We start from the raw sequence: 22,305 nt of genomic DNA on the forward strand, positions 1-22,305 counted from the left end.
GATGGCCCACGACGACATCCTCGTGGCGGAGGAACTGGTCAAGTCCTACGGCGGCGTACGGGCGTTGGACGGTGCGTCGATCCGGCTGCGCGGCGGCGAGGTGCACGCGCTGGTCGGTGAGAACGGTGCCGGGAAGTCGACGCTCGTGCGCATCCTGTCGGGGACGCTCGGCGCGGACGGCGGGACGGTACGGGCGGCGAAGGACGCCCGGATCGCCGTCGTCTCCCAGGAGTTGAGCCTCTTCCCCGACCTCACCGTGCGCGAGAACCTCTTCCCGCAGCACCCGCCCCTGCGCCTGGGCCTGTTGGACCGGAGCGCCATGGACCGCGCGGCCCGTCCTGTCCTCGCGGAGCTCGGCCTGGACGTGGATCTTCGCACGGAACTCGGCGAACTCCCCCTCGCCGACCAGCAGTTGACGGAGATCGCGCGGGCTCTGCTACGGCGCCCCAAACTGCTGATCCTCGACGAGCCCACGTCGGCGCTCCCGGCCGCCGCCGTCGACCGCCTCGAACGCGTCCTGCGCACGCTGACCGACCGGGGCATCGCCGTCCTCTACGTCACCCACTTCCTCGACGAGGTGATGCGCTTCGCGCAGCGCGTGACCGTACTGCGGGACGGGCTGGTCGCACTGGCGGGTGCGGAGCGGGCCGAGGTCGACGTACCCGAGCTGGTGTCGGCGATGCTGGGCGGCCGACCGGAGCAACCGCCGCGCCGGGCACGGTCGTTGGCCGCCGACCGGCCGCCGCCCGTGGTGCTGTCCCAGGTGGACGTGGACGGGCGGCTGACCGACGTGACCTTCACCGTGCGGGCGGGCGAGGTGGTCGGGGTCGCCGGGCTGCAGGGGGCGGGCCATCTCGACGCGTTGGCGGTGGTGTGCGGGCGTACGGCGGTCTCCGGGGGCCGGGTGGACGTCGGCGGCCGGGGGCTGCCGCGCTCGCTGCGGGACGCGGTGCGCGCCGGCGTCGCCTTCGTACCGAGTGACCGTAAACGGTACGGGCTGATGGTGGACCGTACGGTGTGGGAGAACACCACCGCGGTCAGCTGGCTGGCGCTCGGCCGGGGCGGGATCGCCCCCGCCCGCTCCGAACTGGTGCGCCGCACCGCCGAGTTGACCGAACGGCTACGGCTGCGCGGCGGGCCGTACGACCTGGTCGTCCGGTTGTCCGGCGGCAATCAGCAGAAGGTCGTCTTCGCCAAGTGGCTCGCGACGGAGCCTAAGATCGTCGTCCTGGACGATCCGACCCGAGGTGTCGACGTCGGCGTACGCGCCGAAATGCACCGTATCGTCGGCGAGTTGGCGGCGGGCGGCGCGGCCGTCCTGATCGCCTCGACCGACCTCGCGGAGCTGACGGAGGTGTGCGACCGGGTGCTGGTGTTCGTGCGCGGGCGGGTCACCGAGGAGGTGCGCGGGGAGCGGCTGACGGAGCACGGGCTGGCGGTGGCGATGCAGCGGCCGGAGGTGACGGCGTCAGACTGACAGGGTCCGGGTGATCGCCCGTGCCGCCGCGCACAGCCGGGCCCCGATGCGGTCCACGTCCAGGCGGCGGGTGCCCCCGGTGACCGAGATCGCGGCGACCGGGCGGGAGCCGCGGTCGGGGGCGTAGACGGGTGCGGCTACCGCCGAGATGCCGATCTCGGCCTCTTCGAGATTGACGCCGTAGCCGCGGGCCCGGGTGAGGGCGAGGTCGCGGGCGAGTTGGCCGGGGAGGACCAGGGTGCGTGGGGTGAGGCGGGGCAGCGTGCGATGGGGCGGGCGGGGGTCCTGGGCGAGGAAGACCTTGCCGGTGGCGGTGCAGTGGGCGGGGAGCCGGCCGCCGGTGCGGGAGACGATCGGGGTGGCGCGGCGGCCGGTGATCTTCTCCAGGAAGAGGGTGTCGGTACCGTCCGGGACGGCCAGGTGGACGTTCTCGTGCGTCGCCTCGTGCAGATCGCCCAGGTAGGGCAGCGCCACGTCCCGCAACTCCCGTACGGACGGCGAGGATTGGCCGAGGACGAAGAGGGCGAGCCCGATGCGGTAGCTGCCTTCGGGGGTGCGGTCCACCAGGCCGAGCCGGACCAGTTCGCCGATCAGCCGGTGTGCCGTCGGCTTGGGCAGCCCGGTGCGCAGGGCGAGTTCGGCGAGGGAGAGCGCGGTCTCGGCGTCGCCGCAGGCGCGGAGCAGCAACACCCCGCGTGCGAGTACCGACTTCGGCAGCGGCCCCTCCGTCATGGACCGATCGTCGTCGCTGTCGTACTCGGGTGACAAGGTGTGGGTGACGGTGAGTCAGGAACCGCAATCGAAGCGGTACCTCGTCGAGGTCACGGCTTCACGAGTGGCGAAGCGGTACGTCCACGAGCATCGGCCGTGTCAACTCGCCGGCCCCGGCGACCAGTTCACGCAGGTGATCCGCGCTGTCGGCCCGTACCGCGTCGACGCCGAAGAAGCGTGCGGCCCGGGTGAAGTCCAGGGTGCCCAACTCGGTGCCGGGGCACCGCCCGTTGCCGCCCATCGCCTCGTAGGTGTCCTGAAGCGTGCGGTAACTCCCGTTGCCCATCACCACGAACAGCACGGGAACCTGCTGCCGTGCCGCGCTCCACAGGCCCTGGAGTCCGAACAGAGCGCAGCCGTCGCCGAGGACCGCGACGACCGGTCGCCCGGGTTCGGCGAGCGAGCGGCCGACGGCGGCGCCGATGCCCCAGCCGAGGCCGCCGCCGACGGTGTGGGTGTAGCTGCCGGGGCGGTCGAGCCGTAGCAGCCGACGGAGTAACAGGCCGACGGTGATGGCCTCTTCGACCACCACTGCGTCCGACGGCAGGCCGCGCGCGACAGCGTGAGCGGCGGCCCACGGTGCGAGCGGTGCCGTCGAGTAGGCGGCGTGGGCTGCGGACTCGGCGCGCTCCCGTTCGGCGGTGTGCCGTTCGCCCGCGCGCAGCACGCGGGCCTTCGCGGTGTGGTCGGGCACCTGCTCGCGCAGCAGCTCGGCGAGCCGGTGGAGCGAGGGTGCGAGCGCGCCGACGAGCCCGGCGTCGGCGGGGAAGTTGCGGCCGATCTCGTCGGCGTCCGAGTCGAGTTGGACGACGGTGATGCCGGGCGGCAGGGCCGGCCCGGGGCTGTAGTGGTGGGGCGTGAAGGCGTGCGCTCCGACGATGAGAACGGTGTCGTACGAGGCGAGGGCGGCGCGGATCGCGTCGTGGCGGGGTGGCAGCATCCCGGCGTAAAGGGGGTGCGTGGCAGGGAAGTTGAGGCAGTCGGCCATCGGCTGGTGGTGGACGGTCGCGCCGCAGGCCTCCGCCGTACGGACGAGCGCGGCCACCGCGTCCTCACGGCCCACCCCGTCCCCGGCGACGATCGCGGGACGGGCGGCGGCGCCGAGCAGTACGGCCGCCCGGTCGAGTCCGGCGGCGGGGCCATGCCTGGGCGGTGCGGTGCGGGCGGGGACCTCTACCTCGGTGTCCTCGGCGAGCAGGTCCATGGGGAGGGACAGGAACACCGGTCCGGCGGGCGGCCGTTGGGACTGGGCGAAGGCGCGGCGCAGGGCGAGGGGCAGGTCGCGGGCGTGCTGGATGTCGTACGTCGCCTTCACGGCGGGCCGCGCGAGGCCGAGGAGGTCGCCGGAGAGCATGGGGTCCTGCTGGAGGTGGCGGCGGTCCTGCTGGCCGGCCGTGACGACGAGCGGGGTGCGCGAACGGCGGGCGTTGAGCAGGCCGATGAGGCCGTTGGCGAGTCCGGCGGCGATGTGCAGACTGACGAACGCGGGGCGGCCGGTGCCGCGCGCGTAGCCGTCGGCCATGGAGACGACGGCGCCCTCGTGGACGCCGAGGACGTACTCGGGGGCGTTCTCGGTCGCCGACAGGGCGGCCAGGAACGGGAGTTCGGTGGTGCCGGGGTTGCCGAAGATCCGGTCCACGCCCTCGCCGCGCAGGATGTCGAGGAAGGCGAGGGCGGGACGGTGACCCATGGGGGGCTCCTCGGGGACGGGACCGGTGACCGGTTCGCCGGTCAGCGTCGGGGTCCCGTCCCCCGAGGGCAAGGGCAACGTGTCGCTCAGCGATACGTCAGCGCGCGTCGCTGAACCGCTCGCCCTTCTCGGCCTTCTCCACGAGCAGCGCGGGCGGCGCGAACCGCTCCCCGTAGCGCTCGGCGAGCGCACGCGCGCGTGCCACGAAACCGGGCAACCCGCCCTCGTAGCCGTTGATGTACTGGAGGACGCCGCCGGTCCAACCCGGGAAGCCGATCCCGAAGATGGACCCGATGTTGGCGTCCGCGACGGACGTCAGCACGCCTTCCTCAAGGAGCTTGACCGTGTCGAGCGCCTCGGAGAACAGCATGCGTTCCTGCATGTCTTCGAAGGGCACGGTCTCGGAGGGGCTCTCGGCGCCCTCGCGGGTGAAGTGCTCGCGCAGGCCCGGCCACAGACCCGCGCGCTTGCCGTTCTCGTCGTAGTCGTAGAAGCCCGCGCCGCCGCTGCGCCCGGTGCGGCCGAACTCGTCGACCATGCGGTCGATGACGGCCTCGGCGGGGTGGCCCGGCCAGGTGCCGCCCGCTTCCTCGACGGCCCGCTTGGACTCGTTGCGGATCTTGCGCGGGAGGGTGAGCGTCAACTCGTCCATCAGGGAAAGGACCTTGGCCGGGTAGCCGGCCTGCGCGGCGGCCTGCTCGATGGACGCGGGCTCGATGCCCTCGCCGACCATGGCGACGCCCTCGTTGATGAACTGCCCGATCACGCGTGAGGTGAAGAAACCGCGCGAGTCGTTGACGACGATCGGCGTCTTCTTGATCTGCCGGACCAGGTCGAAGGCGCGCGCGAGGGCCTCGTCGCCGGTGCGCTCGCCCTTGATGATCTCGACGAGGGGCATCTTGTCGACGGGCGAGAAGAAGTGCAGCCCGATGAAGTCGACCTGTCGCTCGACACCCTCGGCGAGAGCCGTGATGGGGAGAGTTGAGGTGTTGGAGCAGAGCAGCGCGTCGGGCTCGACGATGTGCTGGATCTCCTGGAACACCTTGTGCTTGAGCGAGGTGTCCTCGAAGACGGCCTCGATCACCGCGTCGCAGCCCGCGAGTTGCTGCGGGTCGGCGGTGGGGGTGATGCGGGCGAGCAGCGCGTCCGCCTTCTCCTGCGTCGTACGGCCGCGGGAGACGGCCTTGGCGCAGAGCTTCTCGGAGTAGGCCTTGCCCTTGGCCGCCGCCTCCGGAGTCACGTCCTTCAGGACGACGTCGATGCCCGCGCGGGCGCACGAGTAGGCGATGCCGGCGCCCATCATCCCGGCGCCGAGGACGGCGACCTTGCGGACCGGGCGGGACGCGATGCCCTTGGGGCGGTTGGCGCCGGAGTTGACGGCCTGGAGGTCGAAGAAGAACGCCTGGATCATGTTCTTCGAGGTCTGGCCGGCCGCCAACTCCACGAAGTAGCGGGCCTCGATGAGCTGCGCGGTCTCGAAGTCGACCTGGGCGCCCTCGACGGCGGCGGCGAGGATGTTGCGCGGGGCCGGGTAGGGCGCGCCGTTGGTCTGCTTGCGCAGGCTGGCGGGGAAGGCGGGCAGGTTGGCCGCGAACTTGGGGTTGGCCGGGGTGCCGCCCGGGATGCGGTAGCCGGGCTTGTCCCAGGGCTGCTGCGACTGCGGGTTGGCGTCGATGAAGGCGCGGGCCTTGGCGATCAACTCGTCCGGGGTGGTGGCCACTTCGTGGACGAGGCCGTTCTCCTGGGCGCGGCGCGGGCTGTACTGGGTGCCCTGGAGCAGCACCTTCAGCAGCGCGTCGGTGATGCCCAACAGCCGTACCGTACGGACGACTCCGCCGCCTCCGGGGAGCAGGCCGAGGGTGACCTCGGGGCAGCCGATCTTCGAACCGGGCGCGTCGAGGGCGATGCGGTGGTGGCAGGCGAGCGCGATCTCGTAACCGCCGCCCAGGGCCGCGCCGTTGAGCGCGGCGACGACCGGCTTGCCGAGGGTCTCGATGCGGCGCAGGTTGCGCTTGATGGCGAGGCCGCCGTCGAGCAACTCCTGGGCGGTGTCCGGGGTTACGCGGATCAGGTCACGCAGGTCGCCGCCCGCGAAGAACGTCTTCTTGGCGGACGTGACGATGATGCCGCGGATGGAGTCCCGCTCGGCCTCCAGGCGCTCGGTGATCGCGGCGAGGGAGTCGCGGAAGGCCGCGTTCATGGTGTTCGCGGACTGGTCGGGGTCGTCGAGGACGAGGGTGACGACGCCGGTGTCGTCCTGTTCCCAGCGGATGGTGGTGCTCTCGGTCATGAGGGGTTCTCCGTAGAAGTCTCTGATGCCGCAAAAGCCTCTGGCCGGCCGTGGAAGCCTCAGGTGGCCGTGGAAGCCTCAGGTGGCCGTGGAGACCGCTGGTCGCAGCGGCGATCTCCGGTGGGCCGCCGGGGTCTTCAGACGCGCTCGACGATCGTCGCGATGCCCATGCCGCCGCCGACGCACAGCGTCGCGAGGCCGTAGCGCTTGTCCTGGCGCTCCAGTTCGTCGACGAGCGTGCCGAGGATGATCGCGCCGGTCGCGCCGAGCGGGTGGCCGAGCGCGATGGCGCCGCCGTTGACGTTGACCTTGTCCAGGGACAGGCCCATGTCGCGGACGAAGCGCAGGACGACCGCGGCGAAGGCCTCGTTGATCTCGACGAGGTCGATGTCGTCGATGGTCAGGCCTGCCCTGGCGAGAGCCTTGCGGGTGGCGGGCGCGGGACCGGTGAGCATGATGGTGGGCTCGGAGCCGGAGACGGCGGCGGAGACGATCCGCGCGCGCGGGGTGAGGCCATAGCGCTCGCCGACCTCCTTCGAGCCGATCGCGACGAGCGAGGCGCCGTCGACGATGCCGGAAGAGTTGCCCGCGTGGTGGACGTGGTCGATCTTCTCCACCCAGTGGTACTTCTGCAGGGCCACCGCGTCGAAGCCGCCGAGTTCGCCGATGTCCGCGAAGGACGGCTTCAGCCTGGCGAGGGAGTCCGCGGTGGTGCCGGGGCGCAGGTGCTCGTCGCGGTCGAGGACGACCAGGCCACTGCGGTCACGGACCGGAACGACGGACCGCTCGAAGCGGCCCTCCTTCCAGGCGGTGGCCGCCCGCTCCTGCGAGAGCGCCGCGTACTCGTCCACGTCGCGTCGCGAGAATCCCTCGATCGTGGCGATCAGGTCGGCGCCGATGCCCTGGGGCACGAAGTTGACGGCGAGGTTCGTCATCGGGTCGTTGAACCAGGCGCCGCCGTCCGAGGCCATCGGCACCCGTGACATCGACTCGACGCCACCGGCGAGGACGAGGTCCTCCCAGCCCGAACGCACCTTGGCGGCGGCCATGTTGACGGCTTCGAGGCCCGAGGCACAGAAGCGGTTCTCCTGCACTCCGGCCACCGTGTCCGGCAGCCCGGCGGCCACGGCGGCGATCCGGGCGATGTCGGAGCCCTGGTCGCCGACCGGGCCGACGACGCCGAGCACGATGTCGTCGATCGCGGCCGGGTCCAGGTCCGGGAAGCGGTCGCGGAGCTCGTGGATGAGTCCGACGACCAGGTCGATGGGCTTCGTCCCGTGCAGGGATCCGTTCGCCTTGCCGCGCCCGCGCGGGGTGCGGATCGCGTCGTAGACATACGCTTCGGTGCTCACTGCCAAGCCTTTCACTGAGGGTTTTCGAGGACTCGCCGAGGGGTTTCCCGATCAGCGTCCTCGACGTCGTCGACAAGCCGGGGGACGTCCCAGTCACGGGCCACGTCGGACGTGTCCGCGCCGGGCAGTGCGGGTCCGCCGCGCACCGAGGTGGGCGTCGCGGAGAACCGGGGTGCGGGGGCGGGCTGGGTGATCCCGCCGTGCTCGGTGAACGTGCCGCGCGCGGCGAGGTGCGGATGGTGCGGGGCCTCGCGCAGCGACAGCACGGGCGCCACGCACGCGTCCGTGCCCGCGAAGACGTCCGTCCACTCGTCTCGCGTACGGCTGCGGAAGCGGGCCGCGACCGCCTCGCGCAGCTCGCCCCAGCGGGTCCGGTCCCGGCGCGCGTCGGCGAAGTCCGCGAGGCCGAGCAGGTCCACGAACTCGGCGTAGAACCGCGGCTCCAGGGCGCCCACGGCCATGTGCTTGCCGTCGGCGGTCTCGTAGGTGCCGTAGTACGGGCAGCCGCCGTCGAGGAGGTTGGCGGCGCGGCGGTCCTGCCAGCCGCCGGCGGCGAGCATGCCGTGGATCATCGCGGAGAGGTGGGCGGTGCCGTCGACGATGGCGGCGTCGACGACCTGGCCGATGCCGGTCACGCGCGCGTGGTGCAGCGCGGCGAGGACGCCGACGACGAGGTAGAGGGAGCCGCCCGCGTAGTCGCCGAGCAGGTTGGCGGGGGCGGGCGGGGGCTCCCCGGGGCTGCCGATCATGCCGAGGGTGCCGGTGAGCGCGATGTACGCGATGTCGTGCCCGGCGCGCTGGGCGAGGGGGCCGTCCTGGCCCCAGCCGGTCATCCGGCCGTAGACGAGCCGGGGGTTGCGGGCGTGGCAGGGCCCGGGGCCCACGCCGAGGCGCTCGGTGACGCCGGGGCGGTTGCCCTCGATGAGGATGTCGGCGCGTTCGACCAGGTCGAGCACGCGCGCGGGGCCGTCCGGCGCCTTCAGGTCGACGAGGACCGAGCGCTTGTTGCGGTTGGTCACGTCGTACTCCGGGTCGACCCCGAGGGCGACGCCGCCGGGGCGGTCGACGCGGACGACGTCGGCGCCCAGGTCGGCCAGGAGCATGGCCGCGAAGGGGCCGGGACCGATACCGGCCAGCTCGACCACGCGCACGCCGGAGAGCGGGCCGTGCCCGGGCGTCGTTGCCGCTGTCATCCAGCCCCCAGCTGTGACACAACTGATGTAACACCAGTGATGTTAGGAACACGTTCCACTTGACACAAGACCTGGGCGAGCAAGCGCTTAGCCAAGTTACCCGCCGTCAACCGTGACGAGCCACGACCGTGCACGGTCGTGCACGACCGGCTAGCGAAGACCATCCGCGTCCAGCTCGGCCATCAGCCGCTTCGGGGCGATCGCGCGGTAGCTCTCCTCCACCCAGTCGCACAGCAGCTCGGCGGCCGGGGCGCCCTGCTCGGCGAGCGGGACGCGCACCCAGCCGGCCTTGCCGAGGCCGTAACGGGCGGGCGTGGCGCCGGGTGCGGTGAGCGCGTGGGCATGGGCCGCCTCGTCGGTGAGCTTGACCGTAAGGGCCGGCGGATAGCTGCCGTCGTCGACACCGAGGAAGACGAACACCTTCTTGTTGACCTTCGCGACGCTCTCGCCCCACGGGCAGTATCGATATGCGGCTCCGCCGCGCGGCTTCGGTGGCACCCGGCAGCCCGAGGGCGAACTCGCGTACTTTCGCCCACTTCTTCAGGGCGTTCCTGGGCACGGCCACCTGATACCTCCGGGCTCGTCGTCGGGCACCGCACTCTTCACGCTAGCCTCAGCCACCGACAGCGGCGCGGGCTGCGGGACCCAGGAGTGTCATGAGCAGGCTGAACAGGACGGACCGTCCCTACGACATCGTGCTCTTCGGAGCCACGGGCTTCGTCGGATTGCTCACCGCGGAGTATCTCGCCGCGCACGCGCCCGAGGGCCTGCGCTGGGCGATCGCGGGCCGGGACGAGCTGAAACTGAAGCGGCTGCGCGAACGGCTGCCCGGCGCCACGCCGGTGGGCGTCCTGCGGGCCGACGTCGCCGACCCGGCCTCCCTGCGCCAACTCGCCGAGCACGCGCGCGTGGTGGCCACGACGGTCGGCCCCTACGTCAGCTACGGCGACGACCTCGTCGCCGCCTGCGCGGACACCGGCACCGACTATCTCGACCTCAGCGGCGAGCCGGAGTTCGTCGACCTGACGTACGTCCGCCACGACGCACGCGCGCGGGAGACCGGCGCACGGCTGGTGCACTCCGCCGGCTTCGACTCGATCCCGCACGACCTGGGGGCGTACTTCACAGTGAAACAACTGCCGGAGGGGGTGCCCCTGACGGTGGACGGCTTCGTGACCGTCGACGCGATGTTCTCCGGCGGCACGTTCGCCACGGCGCTGACCCAACTCGGGCGCGGCCGACAGGTGTTGTCCGCCGCCAGGGAGCGGCGACGTCACGAACCACGGCTGGTGGGCCGCCGGGCCGGTGCTCCCATGGGGGTACCGCGGTTCGCCGGCGAGGTCGGCTCCTGGGCGGTGCCCCTGCCCACCATCGACCCGCAGGTCGTTCAACGATCCGCGCGAGCCCTGGAGCGCTACGGCCCCGACTTCCGCTACCGCCACTACGCGGCCGCACGACACCTCCCCGTGGCGCTCGGCGGTGTCACGGCGGCCGGCGCGCTCGCCACGGTCGCCCAACTCCCGCCCGCCCGCCGCTGGTTGTCCGACCGCCTCAAGCCTGGCGACGGACCGAGCCCGGAGAAGCGCGCGAAGAGCTGGTTCTCCGTGAAGTTCGTGGGCGAGGGCGGCGGCCGCCGGGTCTTCACGGAGGTCGCGGGCGGCGACCCCGGCTACGACGAGACGGCGAAGATGTTCGCCGAGTCGGCCCTCTCCCTCACCCTCGACCAACTCCCGCCCACAGCGGGGCAGGTGACGACGGCGGTTGCCATGGGCGACGCGCTCATCGAACGGCTCCGCAGCGCGGGCATCACGTTCCGGGTGGCCGCGATCCGCTGACGGTGTCGGACCCTCATGCGTGAGCACGGCATCGACTGGATGCCGTTCGCGCAGCGGGAGTTCGGATCAGCCCACCGCCGAGGCCGTCGGCCCGTCTCCGCCCGGCTGGTGGCATGCCGCCGCGGAACGCCGGGCCATGAACTGACCGTGCTGATCGGGGAGTTCGGAGTACCCCTCGGAATGGGCTACGATGGATCTTGAGCCGGTCGCCGGAACATCCGGGGTCTGGTCGCGCGTCGGTGGTCCAAGGAAAGACGCCCCGCTTCCTGCGGGGAAATGCAGGTGCGAGGCCTGCCCGGCGCTCAACTCCGAGCCCCACACCGCTACTTGCGGGGTGGGGCTCGCGTGTTTCCCGCACCGGAACGCCCCCCGGCCTCACGGCCACAGCGTGTAGATCATCCCGCCGATCCAGGCGAAGCCCGCCGCCACGGACAGGACGAGCGCGATCGTCACGGCCCGCTCTATCGGCTGGCTCGGGTGGGCAACGGGCTTCGGGGAACGGTGCGTTGTCATGCGGGACAGCCTGCCGATCACGCGGGCGCGGTCACATCCGTACAGGTACTCAGATCAGGTACTCAGAACGCGACGCACCCCCGACTCCTCACACGGTCGCCTCCCGCAGCGCCCGCCGGCACAGCGCGTCCGCCCTGCGGGTCGTCTCCGGGAGGCGGAACTCCGGGGTCAACGCGAGGGTGTGGGCACAGGCGTTGTCCAGGGTCACCCGGTGGCCCACGGAGACGAACACCGGCTTCACCGCGTCCCGGGTGCGCAGCGCGCGGCCGACCTCCTCGGCGTCCGCCCGGAGCGGCGACGCGGAGCCGCGCGGGGTGCCCGGATCGTCGTAGGTGAACGTGAAGGGGTTCTTGGCGACGCCGATCGTGGGCAGGCCGGTGAGGACGCCGAGGTGGCTGGCGAGGCCGAAGCGGCGGGGGTGGGCGAGGCCGTAGCCGTCGCACACGACCAGGCCCGGCGGGCAGGGCAGCGCCTCCAACGCGGCCAGCACCGTGGGGATTTCGCGGAAGGCGAGCAGCCCCGGCACGTACGGGAAGGAGACCCGGCCGACGGCGGTGGCCTCGGCGACGACGGTGAGGCTCGCCGCGTCCAGCACGACGGCCGCGGCCACCACCACGTCCCGTTCGTCGTCGTAGGCGACGTCAACTCCCGTGACGTACCCCGTCCTTGGCGGCGGCCCCGGTTCGTCGGTCACCACCCGCTCCCGCAACTCGTCCTGGACGGCGCGGGCCTGCTCCTCGGTCGCGGGCCAGCCCGCGGGAATGTCTACGGTCGTCATGGTGGTGCCGAGCGTACGGGGATCCCGGGTTGCAGCGGGGGCCGTACTGGTCCCCCGCCACCGGCCCCGTCAGTCCTCCAGCCGCGCCACGCGCCCCTTCTCCCCCGCCGCCCAGCAGCCCAGGTCGGCCGCGCAGTCCACGGTGTCGTACGAGCCGGAGTCCACCGTCCTCCAGGTGCGGCCGGCGTCGGTCGTGAGGTCCGTGCCCGTGGGGCCGACCGCGAGGGCCGTGCTGCGGCTGCGGGGCACCCAGGTGACGCCGGAGCGGTAGGCGGGCGGCGGGGTCGTGGCGGGCCTCCAGGTGTGGCCTCCGTCGCCGGAGACGGCCGCCGCGAGCGGTGAGGGCTGGTCCGCGGTGTAGTTGCCGCCGACCGCCAGGCCGTGCGTACGGTCGCGGAAGGCGAGCGCGAACACCCCGCGCGCGGGGTCACCGGCCGGGATCGGCGTGTCGGTGGCCGTCCAGGTGAGGCCGCGGTCCGCGGAGTGCAGGACACGCGCGCGTGCACCCCCGCCGGTGGCCAGCCAGACGTCACGAGGCCCGGAACTCACCAGGCACTGGCCGCTCGCCGCGAAGCCCGCCTCACCGTCGAGCGCGGCCGGCATCCCGGTGTTCGGCAGCACCTTCCAGGAACGGCCGCCGTCGCCGGTCGACAGGATGCGGAACTTTCCGTCCACCGGGTCGCTCATCGCGAGGCCGTGCCGGCTGTCGAAGAAGGTCATGCAGTCGTAGAAGGCGCTCGCGTCGGTGTTGCGGAAGGACTCCGTCCAGGTCGCCCCGGCGTCGTCGGTGCGGTAGACGCGGGACGCCTCCCCTTCGCCGATCGCCAGGACCACCGCGCGCCGCGCGTCGAACGCCTCGATGTCCCGGAATTGCAGGTCTGCCGCGCCGGACGGCGACACGTTCCGCCAGCTCGCCCCGCCGTCGGTGGTGCGCAGCACCGTGCCCGCGGTCCCGGCCACCCACGCGGTGTTCCGGCTGACCGCCGACAGCCCCCGGAAGCGCACATCGGCGGCCCCGCTGTCCTTGAGCTCCCAGTGCGGAGCCCGGTGCGCCGTGTCCCGTGCCTGTGCCGGTACGGCGGTGAGCGCGGCCAGCGCCGCCCCGCACGCGATCGCCACGGCCACGCTCCGGTACGTATGTCCCACCTGTCGCTTCTTCCCCATGCGCCTCATGGCGGGCGAAGCTAGCCCACTCCCCCGGGGCCGTCCAGATGCCCCCGCCCGCCTTGGGCGCATTTGGGCGGCGGTGACGGAGGTCACTCGAAATTCGTGTGCACGAATGGGCCCGTTCCGGCGTCTCTTCCAGTGCGGGCCCATCCACTCGGGGGTCCGTTCCGGAATACGTACGGGAGTCCGTCCGGTCGTCACCGCAGTCCGCACCGCCGTCACACAAGGGAGCAAGGCGTTGTCCATCGTCATCGAGCAGCCCGTAGAGGCCCGCCTCGTCGCCGCCGCACCGCGGATGCCGAGCATCCCCGCCACCCTGCACTACGACCGGCGGGACCCCTTCGCCGTCCGGATGACCTTCCCGGCACCGGCCACCCTGGAGGGCGTCGAGGTCTGCTGGACCTTCGCCCGGGAACTCCTCGCGGCCGGCCTGCACGGCACCGAGGGCCACGGCGACGTCCGGGTGCGGCCCTACGGCTTCGACCGCACCGTCCTGGAGTTCCACGCCCCCGAGGGCACCGCCGTCGTCCACGTCCACTCGTCCGAGATCCGCCGCTTCCTGCAGGCCACCGGCGAGCTGGTGCCCGCCGGTCTCGAATACCTCCAGCTCGACCTGGACCACGACCTCGCCGAGCTGATGCGGGATGCCTGCTGACCTAACGCCCTTTCCCCAGCAGTGAGTTGAGCTCGCCGTAGCCGAGCCCTCCGGTCTGCGCGCCGTAGGTACCCGTGTCCAGCAGCTCCCGCGCGGCACGGCGGACCACGGCGTACGCGGCCAGTGCGACGCTGGATCCGGCGCTCACGCGCGCGACGCCCAGCGCGGCCAGTTCGGCGACCGGCGGTGCGCCGGGGCCGACCAGCACATTGAGCGGCGCGTCGATCCCGTCGGCGAGTTCCTTGACCGTTCCCGGTTCGACGGCCCCGGGGACGAAGATCCCGTCGGCGCCCGCGGCGCGGAACGCGGCGGCCCGCTCCAGGGTCGCGTCCACTCCCCCGGCGCCCCGCAGAAACGTGTCGATACGCGCGTTGACGAACAGCGGCACACCCCCCGCGTCGGCGGCCTCCCGGGCGGCGGCGATCCTCCCCCAGCCTTCGGCCGGGGGGACCCCCATCTCGCTTCGCTCGCCTGCTCGGCGACCGGCCGCAGGACGCCCGCACCGCCGTAGAGCGCGTCCTCGATGTTCACCCCCACCGCGCCCGCCGCGAGCACCGCGCGGACCGTGTCGGCGACGCCCGCCGCGTCCTTCGCGAAGCCGCTCTCGATGTCGGCGCTCACCGGCACGGCGACGCTCGCGGTGATCCGGGCGAGCGCCTCCAGGGCCCGCTCCCGGTCCAGCTGGTCCCCGTCCGGGACGCCGAGGGCCCAGGCGAGGCCCGCGCTGGTGGTCGCCACGGCGGACGCGCCCGCGTCCTCGACGATGCGGGCGCTCGCGGCGTCCCAGGCGTTCGGGAGGACGAGCGGACGCCCGGGCACATGCAGCGCGCGGAAGGCCAGAGCGCGGTCACGGAGGGTGTTCTGGTTCGTCATGCGCCCCACTCAAGTAGTCGCGGGCGCGCTCTGGCTGGCAGGAATCCGACACGGATGTGCGGGTCGCGGGCGCCGTTTAATGCGTTGACAGGCCTCCGGCGCGGTTCGTAGCGTTGCTCTCGCTTCTGTTGCCGTCGATCGGAGTAGGACGTTGCTCGTCTGAGGTTCTGAGACACCGCGTCACACACCCCTGTGGTGTGTCCGCCGTGTACGACCTCGGCGTCCGAGCCGTCCTCCGGAACAGGGCTTTCCTCTCTGCTTCCGGGACCAGTCTCCCGCCCCGCGGTGTCTCGATACGCGTCTGCCCATGACCGCGTCAAGCACCCACGAGGCCCGCATGCATAGCTCCGTCACCTGTACGTCCCTCTCCTTCGCCTGGTCCGACGGGACCTCCGTCTTCGAGGACCTGGACGCCGCCTTCGGACCCGGAAGGACCGGGCTCGTCGGTGTCAACGGATCAGGGAAATCAACCCTGTTGAAGCTGATCGCCGGTCGACTCGCCCCGGCCGACGGCGCCGTGCGGGTCGCGGGCGAGGTCGGCCACCTCCCGCAGAACGTCACGCTCGACACCGCCCTGCGCGTCGACGAGACCCTCGGCATCGCCGCTCGACGCGCCGCCCTGCACGCCATCGAGGCCGGTGACGCGGCCGAGGAGCACTTCGAGACACTCGGCGACGACTGGGACGTGGAGGAAAGGGCGCTGGCCACACTCGGTGAACTCGGCCTGGGACACCTCGATTTGGACCGCACCATCGGCGAGGTGTCGGGCGGCGAGTCCGTACTGCTGCGGCTGGCCGCGCTGTTGCTCGGCCGACCGGACGTCCTGCTCCTGGACGAGCCGACCAACAACCTCGACCTGTACGCGCGCAAGCGGCTGTACTCGGCCGTCGCGTCCTGGTCCGGGGTGATGATCGTGGTCAGCCACGACCGTGAACTCCTCGACCTCGTCGACCAGATCGCCGATCTGCGCTCCGGCGAGATCACCTGGTACGGCGGCAACTACTCCGCCTACGAGGAGGCCCTGACCACCGAACAGGACGCCGCGACACGGATGGTGCGCGTCGCCGAGGCCGACTTCCGCAAACAGAAGCGCGAACTGTCCGACGCCCAGGTCAAGTTGGCCCGCCGCAAGAAGTACGGACAGAAGATGTTCGAGCAGAAGCGCGAGCCGAAGATCGTCATGGGCGCACGCAGGCGGTCCGCGCAGGAGTCCGCGGGCAAGCACCGCATCCTGCACGAGGAACGGCTGGCCGAGGCGAAGGAACGGCTCGACGAGGCGGTGGAGGCCGTACGGGACGACGACGAGATCCGCGTCGACCTGCCGTACACGGCCGTACCGCCGGGGCGCCAGGTCCTGACCCTCATGGACCTGGAACTCGCGTACGGCGCGCGGGCGGGCGGGCTCGATCTGCGCGGGCCGGAGCGGATCGCGCTGATCGGGCGCAACGGCGCGGGCAAGACGACATTGCTGCGCACGGTCGCCGGGGAACTGGAGCCGGTGTCGGGCGAGGCGGTGACGCATGTCCCGCTGCGCTTCCTGCCGCAGCGGCTCGACGTGCTCGACGGTGAGCTGACCGTGGCGGAGAACGTGGCCCGGTTCGCGCCGGGCGCCACCAACAACCGGGTCCGGGCCCGGCTGGCCCGCTTCCTGTTCCGGGGTGCCCGCGCCGACCAGAAGGCGGCGACCCTGTCCGGCGGCGAACGCTTCCGGGCGACGCTGGCCGCGCTGATGCTCGCGGAGCCCGCCCCGCAGCTGCTGATGCTGGACGAGCCGACGAACAACCTCGACATGGCGAGCGTGCGCCAGCTCACCTCGGCGCTGGAGTCGTACGAGGGGGCGTTGATCGTGGCCAGTCACGACCTGCCGTTCCTGGAATCGATCGGCATCACACGCTGGCTGCTGCTGGACGGGGAGCTGCGGACGATCACGCCGGAGGAGGTGGAACACCCGGCCTGAGGCCTTCGGTCACCCGGCTCGACGCCCTGTGCGCGCATCTCAGGAGGGCCACAGCCTCACGTGAGGGGTTTTGTCGGCACGGACGGGTGGCGCATGATGGCCAACCGGTGCCGTGACACCAGCGCCGAAACGATCCCGCCGATACGGAGTCCCGCTCGTGCCCAGCCAGAAGGCCCTCGTCCGCCGCCCCAGCCCGCTCCTGGCCGAGGGGCTGGTCACGCACATCGAGCGGGAGAAGGTCGACGTCGAGCAAGCCGTCGAGCAGTGGGAGGCCTACGTACAGACGCTGCGGGTGCACGGCTGGGAGACGATCGAGGTCGACCCGGCCGACGACTGCCCCGACTCCGTGTTCGTCGAGGACGCGGTGGTCGTCTACAAGAACGTGGCGCTGATCACCCGCCCCGGGGCCGAGTCCCGGCGCGAGGAGACCGGCGGGGTCGAGGAGGCGGTGGCCCGGCTCGGCTGCTCGGTGAACTGGGTCTGGGAGCCGGGCACCCTGGAGGGCGGTGACGTCCTCAAGGTCGACGACACGATCTACGTCGGCCGGGGCGGCCGGACGAACGCGGCCGGCATCCAGCAGCTGCGGGCCGTGTTCGAGCCGCTCGGGGCGCGGGTGGTCACCGTGCCCGTGAGCAAGGTGCTGCATCTGAAGTCGGCGGTCACCGCGCTGTCCGACGGGACGGTGCTCGGGCACATCCCGAAGGTGGACCGGCCCTCGCTCTTCCCGCGCTTCCTGTCGGTGCCCGAGGAGGCCGGTGCGCATGTGGTGCTGCTCGGCGGCGACAAGGTGCTGATGGCGGCGAGCGCGCCCAAGACCGCCGATCTGCTCGCCGACCTCGGCCACGAGCCGGTCGTCGTGGACATCAGCGAGTTCGAGAAACTCGAAGGATGTGTGACGTGCCTCTCGGTCCGACTCCGGGATCTGTACGCCTGAACGGGTGACGGAACCGCCCGTTCGGCGCCGGGACCTGCGGTCCTGGGGCTCGTGCGGATTCCCCGGCGATACGGCCTGAACACGGCCTGAACAGCGATCTTTACAGCACTCTTAACCTACGGTCTCGTAACCTACGGTTTCGTAGCCTACGATTCCGTAAGTTGCACAGGTCCCGGCACCGCTCGCCGGTTTGTTCGGTTTTGTACGACGTCCCCCTGGAGTCCCCGTGACGATCACTTCCCCGCACCTCGGCAGCCCCGCAGTCTGGACCGACGCCAAGCTGCTGTACGCGTTGGAGGAAGTCGTCGAGACGGAACTCAACCGGCACCTCAAGGTCACCAAGGACTGGATGCCGCACGAGTACGTGCCATGGAGCGACGCCCGGAACTTCCCCGGCTTCTTCGAGGACGGCGAGGCCTGGGGCAAGGAGCAGTCCAAGGTCACCGAGATCGGCCGCATCGCTCTCGTCGTGAACCTCCTTACGGAGGACAACCTCCCCAGCTACCACCACGAGATCGCCTCCCTCTTCGGCCGCGACGGCGCCTGGGGCACCTGGGTGCACCGCTGGACGGCGGAGGAGGGCCGGCACGGCATCGTCATGCGGGACTACCTGCTCGCCTCCCGCGCGGTGGACCCGGACAAGCTCGAAGCGTTCCGCATGCAGCACATGAGCGAGGGCTTCGAGTCGGACAACCGGCACTCGATGCTGCACTCCGTGGCGTACGTCGCCTTCCAGGAGCTGGCCACGCGCGTCTCGCACCGCAACACCGGCCACCAGTCGGGCGACCCGGTCTGCGACCGCATGCTGGCCCGCATCGCGACCGACGAGAACCTCCACATGGTCTTCTACCGCAACCTCCTGAAGGCCGCGTTCGAGCTCGCCCCCGACCTCACCATGCAGGCCGTGCGCGACGTCCTCGTCAACTTCCGGATGCCCGGTCACGGCATGCCCGGCTTCGAGCGCTTCGCCGCGCAGATGGCGATCGGCGAGGTCTACAACCTGCGCATCCACCACGACGACGTGATCCAGCCGGTGCTCCGCTTCCTGAAGGTCATGGACATCGACGGTCTCGGCCCCGAGGGCCAGCAGGCGCAGGAGGAGATCGGCCTCTACATGGGCGGCCTGGACTCCGAGGCCGCCAAGTTCGACGTGAAGCTGGCGGCCCGCAAGGCCCGCATGGCGGCGCGCGCGAGCGCCTGACCGGCCTCGCGTCCGTTCGCGAGCCAAGCAACGAGTTCGGGGCTGTCGGCCGTACCAGGCCGACGGCCCCGCTTCGTTGTCGGCGATCGCGTCACCGACAACGCTCGCCGGTCAGTGATCGCCGGTCAGCGTGAGGTGCGCCGGATCTCCAGGCGTTCCTTCTCCGACAGACCGCCCCACACCCCGAAGCGTTCGTCGTGGTCGAGGGCCCACTCCAGGCAGGCCGAGCGGATCGGGCACATGCCGCAGATCCGCTTGGCCTCCCTGACGGAGCTGCCGGGCTCGGGGAAGAAGAAGTCCGCCCCGGTCTGCGCGCACAACGCCTCCTGCTGCCAGTCCAGGTCGGGCGAGGTGATCGTGTCGATGTGCATGGCCAGGATCGTGCCGTCCGGTGAAAAACGTTCGATCAACGCGGGATCAACGCCGCGCTCCGAGGCCTCCGGCCGCCCCGATGATGGCCCCGTGCCCCCGACCGGCGCACGGCGGCGCGCGGAACCGGATGAAAACACGGAGAACTTCAGCGGTCACCGAGGGTAACCGGCGCCGTATCCCCGAATCGCTCCCGCACTCCGGCAGCGATTGTCAGTGGGCGGTGCGAGACTCGGCACTGCAGAGAACGGGACCCTTCAATGAGGAGGGCAATGATGCTCACCACCCGTTTCGTCAACGGCGCTCCGAACTGGCTGGACGTCGGCTCCCCCGACATCGACAGCGCCATCTCCTTCTACGGCGGCCTCTTCGGCTGGCAGTTCCAGTCGGCGGGACCCGAGGCCGGCGGCTACGGCTTCTTCCAACTCGACGGCAGGACGGTCGCCGGCGGCATGCCGCTGCCCCCGGAGCATGCCTCGTCCGCCTGGACCGTGTACTTCCAGAGCCCGGACGCGGAGGCCACGGCCAAGGCGGTGGAGCAGGCGCACGGCGCGGTCCTGTTCCAGCCGATGGACGTGATGGGCGAGGGACACATGGCGGTCCTCCGGGACCCGGCGGGCGCGGCCTTCGGCATCTGGCAGCCGGGGCGGACCAAGGGTGTCGACATCGCGGGCGACCCCGGATCGCTGACCTGGGTCGAGCTGTACACACCGGACGTGGCCGCGGCTGCCGCCTTCTACCATGCCTCGCTCGGCCTGGAGACCTCCGCCGCCCCCATGCCGGGCGGCGACTACACCTGCCTCAACCCGGCCGACGCCGGTGAGGAAGCGATGTTCGGTGGTGTGGTCCCCCTCGACCTCGACCCGACCGGAGCGGCCTCGGGCGCGTACTGGCTGGCGTACTTCGAGGTCGCCGACGCGGACGCCACGGTGGCCAAGGCGGTGGAGTCGGGCGGCAAGGTCACCATGCCGGCCACCACCATGGAGGGCGTCGGCCGCATGGCCCAGCTCACCGACCCCCACGGCGCCCGCTTCGCGATCATCACGAGCGCGCCGCCGCAGGGTTGACGGCGACCTCGGGTCGACAGGTCGACAGGCTAGTCCTAGGCCGACGCGCGGGCACGGCTCATGCGGAGGCGCGGTGGATCAGTGTGGTCGGGAGGATCACGCTGGACGGTGCGCCTCCGATGCCGTCCCGGACACTCCGGCGGTCGAGGCCGCGCAGCAGCAGGCGGGCCATCAGCCGGCCCATCTCCTCTATGTCCTGACGGACCGTGGTGAGCGGTGGCTCGGTCTGTTCGGCGACCGGAAGCATGTCGTCGAAGCCGATCACGGCCACGTCCTCGGGCACCCGCAGCCCCTCCTCGCGCAGCACCTTCATGGCGCCGTAGGCGGTGAGGTCGTTGGCGGCGAACACAGCGTCCACGTCGGGGCAGTTGTCGAGGAGTTCCCGCATCGCCCGCTCGCCACCGCCCGGGGTGAAGTCGCTCTCCACGATCAGCCGCCGGTCGACGTCGACCATGACGTCCCGGAACCCGTCGAGCCGGTCCACCGCGGAGGTCTGGTCGAGCGCGCCGGTGATGTGCGCGATCCGGGTACGGCCGAGCCCGACCAGATGCCGTACGGCCTCGCGGGCGCCGCCCCGGTTGTCGCAGTCGACGTACACCGTCGGCCCGGACGCGCGGGTCCCCTCGCTCCAGCAGGGCCGGCCGCCGAACACCGTGGGGACGCCCGCCCGTTGGATCAGTCCGGGCAGCGGGTCGTCGAGGTGCAGGGAGAAGACGAGCGCGCCGTCCACATGACCGCCGGCGAGATAACGGCCGACACGGGCGTGGTCGGCGCGGCCTTCCGTGAGGAGCAGCACGAGTTGGGAGTCGTGGGCCGTCAACTCCTTGCTGATACCCCGGAGTTGCATGGCGAAGAAGGGGTCCGCGAAGACCCGGGTCTCCGGTTCGGCGATCACCACGGCGATCGCGTCGTGCCGCCTCGTCACCAGGCTCCGGGCGGCCTGGTTGGGGACGTACCCGAGTTCGTCCACGGCCTGCCGGACCCGCTCGACGAGTGATTCCCGCACCCCGTCCCCGCCGTTGACCACCCGGGAAACGGTGGCCCGCGACACCCCCGCCCGCGCGGCCACGGCCTCCAGCGTGGGGCGCGGTGCTGTCTCGGTCACGTCTGGACCCCTCCTCGATGATGCGGATCAGGATAGCCGCGGCCGCACCCGACGGTGAGAGCGCTCCCAGTACCGCGTGACCCCGAGTGCCCCCTCCTCGACCTCGATCGCCTCCACCGCCCACCCCGACAGCTCCACCCACCTCTCACCCCAACAGATTCACCCGCCGCCCGACCCCCTCCCGCTCCGCCCGTTCGTACGCCAGCCAAGCCAGCGCCAGGTCCTGCCACGGCAACCCGACCGGGGCGTAGACGGAGCGGTCGGTGGTGTCGGTCCGCCCCGGATGGTCGCCGCGCAGTACGTCGCCGAGCGTGGTGTCGATGTCCGTCGGGGTCAACGTGCCCACGGACTCGACCAGTTGGCGGTCGTCGACGACCACGAGCGCCGTGTCGAGCAGGTCCGCGGCGAGTTCCCGCTTGCCCGGCTCGTCCGCGCCCAGGCTCGTGAGGTGCTGCCCCTCCCGGGTGTCCGCGAGGGACAGCAGCGGGGTGCGGGACCAGGTCGCCAACAGGACGATGTCGGCGGCCGAGGCGATCTCCTTCGGTGAGCCCAGTACCCGGCCGCCATGTCGGGCGGCGAACTCGGTCGCTCGGTCCAAGTCCGTGTCGTGGACGAGGAGTTCGCCGTACGACCGCAGCGCGCCCAGCCCTCGCACCAGCAACTCGGCCTGCGCTCCCGCACCGACGACCCCCACCACCGCACCCTCCGCCGCGCCCGCGAGGGCATGCGTGCCCAGGGCGGCCGCCAGCCCCGTCCGCCACGCGGTCACCGTCGCCGAGTCCAGCAGGGCGAGCAACTCCCCGTTCGCACCGCTGTGCAGACAGAGCACCCCTCTCAACGCGGGCCGCGCGTCGGGGAACTTGGCGTTGACCTTCACCGTGTAGGCCTCGATGCCGGGCAGCAGTCCGGGCAGCAGGGCGGTGGCCGTACCGGGGAACGGCAGGTCGGTGCGCACCCGTTGGCCCGGGATCGCCGGCGCGGCCCCCACCGCGAGGAAGCCGGCCTGCAACGCGGCGATGCAGGCCGAGGGTTCCAGCAGGGCGCCGAGGTCGCTCCGGGTCAGCAGGCGGGTCATGCG

20 protein-coding genes and 2 pseudogenes are annotated in these 22,305 nt (G+C 71.8%); 8 read left to right on the top strand and 14 right to left on the bottom strand.

Translation table 11 applies throughout. The features are described from left to right. Position 1: 1 nt before the first annotated feature. Entirely contained in the window at positions 2–1,477 is a 1,476-nt protein-coding gene (locus SPR02S_RS20500) for a sugar ABC transporter ATP-binding protein (RefSeq protein ID WP_019058864.1), read from the top strand. On the opposite strand, the gene SPR02S_RS20505 is transcribed toward SPR02S_RS20500, so the two are convergent. From SPR02S_RS20505 to SPR02S_RS56030, 6 genes and pseudogenes are all read right to left on the bottom strand, one after another. After that, positions 1,469–2,209 carry an IclR family transcriptional regulator gene (locus SPR02S_RS20505; protein ID WP_019058865.1) on the bottom strand — a complete coding sequence of 247 codons (741 nt, stop codon included), beginning with the start codon at positions 2,207–2,209 and terminating at the stop codon, positions 1,469–1,471. The two genes, SPR02S_RS20500 and SPR02S_RS20505, sit on opposite strands and share 9 nt — an antisense overlap. Before the next feature lie 97 nt (positions 2,210–2,306). Continuing rightward, positions 2,307–3,938, bottom strand: a complete 1,632-nt coding sequence (locus tag SPR02S_RS20510) for a thiamine pyrophosphate-binding protein (RefSeq protein ID WP_019058866.1) — start codon at positions 3,936–3,938, stop codon at positions 2,307–2,309. 97 nt (positions 3,939–4,035) lie between these two features. Further along, positions 4,036–6,228 carry a 3-hydroxyacyl-CoA dehydrogenase NAD-binding domain-containing protein gene (locus tag SPR02S_RS20515; protein WP_019058867.1) on the bottom strand — a complete coding sequence of 731 codons (2,193 nt, stop codon included), beginning with the start codon at positions 6,226–6,228 and terminating at the stop codon, positions 4,036–4,038. 137 nt (positions 6,229–6,365) lie between these two features. Then, a complete protein-coding gene (locus tag SPR02S_RS20520; RefSeq protein ID WP_019058868.1) occupies positions 6,366–7,580 on the bottom strand; it encodes an acetyl-CoA C-acetyltransferase in 1,215 nt (404 codons plus the stop codon). A gap of 11 nt (positions 7,581–7,591) precedes the next feature. Then, complete coding sequence (locus tag SPR02S_RS20525; RefSeq protein WP_078622949.1) at positions 7,592–8,773, bottom strand: CaiB/BaiF CoA transferase family protein; 1,182 nt, start codon at positions 8,771–8,773, stop codon at positions 7,592–7,594. 150 nt (positions 8,774–8,923) lie between these two features. After that, positions 8,924–9,338, bottom strand: a pseudogene (locus SPR02S_RS56030) (MmcQ/YjbR family DNA-binding protein). Positions 9,339–9,429: 91 nt separating this feature from the next. On the opposite strand from SPR02S_RS56030, the gene SPR02S_RS20535 reads away from it, so the two are divergent. Together SPR02S_RS20535 and SPR02S_RS63165 are read left to right on the top strand one after the other, a co-directional pair. Next, positions 9,430–10,608, top strand: a complete 1,179-nt coding sequence (locus SPR02S_RS20535; protein WP_019058871.1) for a saccharopine dehydrogenase family protein — start codon at positions 9,430–9,432, stop codon at positions 10,606–10,608. Between the two features lie 15 nt (positions 10,609–10,623). Continuing rightward, positions 10,624–10,809: a hypothetical protein gene (locus SPR02S_RS63165; RefSeq protein ID WP_158697848.1), complete on the top strand. Its 186-nt coding sequence runs from the start codon at positions 10,624–10,626 to the stop codon at positions 10,807–10,809. 174 nt (positions 10,810–10,983) lie between these two features. Here SPR02S_RS63165 and mmpA read toward each other — a convergent pair whose 3' ends face one another. From mmpA to SPR02S_RS20550, 3 genes are all read right to left on the bottom strand, one after another. Then, positions 10,984–11,121 (bottom strand): morphogenic membrane protein MmpA, encoded by a 138-nt coding sequence (gene mmpA / locus SPR02S_RS63825; protein ID WP_162473570.1) that lies wholly within the window; start codon positions 11,119–11,121, stop codon positions 10,984–10,986. Positions 11,122–11,209: 88 nt separating this feature from the next. Continuing rightward, entirely contained in the window at positions 11,210–11,899 is a 690-nt protein-coding gene (locus SPR02S_RS20545; RefSeq protein ID WP_019058873.1) for an endonuclease V, read from the bottom strand. A 69-nt stretch (positions 11,900–11,968) separates the two neighbouring features. Continuing rightward, positions 11,969–13,063 carry a WD40/YVTN/BNR-like repeat-containing protein gene (locus tag SPR02S_RS20550; RefSeq protein ID WP_019058874.1) on the bottom strand — a complete coding sequence of 365 codons (1,095 nt, stop codon included), beginning with the start codon at positions 13,061–13,063 and terminating at the stop codon, positions 11,969–11,971. Between the two features lie 241 nt (positions 13,064–13,304). On the opposite strand from SPR02S_RS20550, the gene ssgD reads away from it, so the two are divergent. Further along, positions 13,305–13,721 carry a spore wall synthesis regulator SsgD gene (gene ssgD, locus SPR02S_RS20555; protein WP_026150723.1) on the top strand — a complete coding sequence of 139 codons (417 nt, stop codon included), beginning with the start codon at positions 13,305–13,307 and terminating at the stop codon, positions 13,719–13,721. 1 nt (position 13,722) lies between these two features. Here the strand turns inward: ssgD and SPR02S_RS66445 are convergent, their stop codons facing one another. Both SPR02S_RS66445 and SPR02S_RS66450 read right to left on the bottom strand, forming a co-directional pair. Further along, positions 13,723–14,178: an isocitrate lyase/phosphoenolpyruvate mutase family protein gene (locus SPR02S_RS66445; RefSeq protein WP_019058876.1), complete on the bottom strand. Its 456-nt coding sequence runs from the start codon at positions 14,176–14,178 to the stop codon at positions 13,723–13,725. A 68-nt stretch (positions 14,179–14,246) separates the two neighbouring features. Beyond that, positions 14,247–14,594 (bottom strand): annotated as a pseudogene (locus SPR02S_RS66450) (isocitrate lyase/phosphoenolpyruvate mutase family protein); the annotation flags it as partial. A gap of 337 nt (positions 14,595–14,931) precedes the next feature. Here SPR02S_RS66450 and SPR02S_RS20565 point away from each other — a divergent pair. The 3 genes from SPR02S_RS20565 to SPR02S_RS20575 all read left to right on the top strand — a co-directional run bounded on the left by SPR02S_RS20565 (position 14,932) and on the right by SPR02S_RS20575 (position 18,686). After that, the gene (locus tag SPR02S_RS20565; protein WP_019058878.1) at positions 14,932–16,551 is read left to right on the top strand and encodes an ABC-F family ATP-binding cassette domain-containing protein; all 1,620 of its coding nucleotides are present in this window, start codon (positions 14,932–14,934) and stop codon (positions 16,549–16,551) included. 157 nt (positions 16,552–16,708) lie between these two features. Beyond that, positions 16,709–17,485 (top strand): dimethylargininase, encoded by a 777-nt coding sequence (gene ddaH, locus SPR02S_RS20570; RefSeq protein ID WP_019058879.1) that lies wholly within the window; start codon positions 16,709–16,711, stop codon positions 17,483–17,485. Between the two features lie 226 nt (positions 17,486–17,711). Beyond that, positions 17,712–18,686 carry an acyl-ACP desaturase gene (locus tag SPR02S_RS20575; protein WP_019058880.1) on the top strand — a complete coding sequence of 325 codons (975 nt, stop codon included), beginning with the start codon at positions 17,712–17,714 and terminating at the stop codon, positions 18,684–18,686. Between the two features lie 125 nt (positions 18,687–18,811). Here the strand turns inward: SPR02S_RS20575 and SPR02S_RS20580 are convergent, their stop codons facing one another. Further along, a complete protein-coding gene (locus SPR02S_RS20580; protein ID WP_169389431.1) occupies positions 18,812–19,057 on the bottom strand; it encodes a WhiB family transcriptional regulator in 246 nt (81 codons plus the stop codon). A 273-nt stretch (positions 19,058–19,330) separates the two neighbouring features. Between SPR02S_RS20580 and SPR02S_RS20585 the strand changes: the two genes are divergently transcribed. Beyond that, complete coding sequence (locus SPR02S_RS20585) at positions 19,331–20,122, top strand: VOC family protein (protein WP_026150724.1); 792 nt, start codon at positions 19,331–19,333, stop codon at positions 20,120–20,122. Positions 20,123–20,180: 58 nt separating this feature from the next. Here SPR02S_RS20585 and SPR02S_RS20590 read toward each other — a convergent pair whose 3' ends face one another. Together SPR02S_RS20590 and SPR02S_RS20600 are read right to left on the bottom strand one after the other, a co-directional pair. Then, complete coding sequence (locus SPR02S_RS20590) at positions 20,181–21,227, bottom strand: LacI family DNA-binding transcriptional regulator (RefSeq protein WP_019058883.1); 1,047 nt, start codon at positions 21,225–21,227, stop codon at positions 20,181–20,183. 145 nt (positions 21,228–21,372) lie between these two features. Then, the gene (locus SPR02S_RS20600) at positions 21,373–22,302 is read right to left on the bottom strand and encodes an ornithine cyclodeaminase family protein (protein ID WP_019058885.1); all 930 of its coding nucleotides are present in this window, start codon (positions 22,300–22,302) and stop codon (positions 21,373–21,375) included. Between the last annotated feature and the right edge of the window lie 3 nt (positions 22,303–22,305).

This window comes from Streptomyces prunicolor NBRC 13075 (assembly GCF_000367365.1).
Lineage (GTDB): Bacteria > Actinomycetota > Actinomycetes > Streptomycetales > Streptomycetaceae > Streptomyces > Streptomyces prunicolor.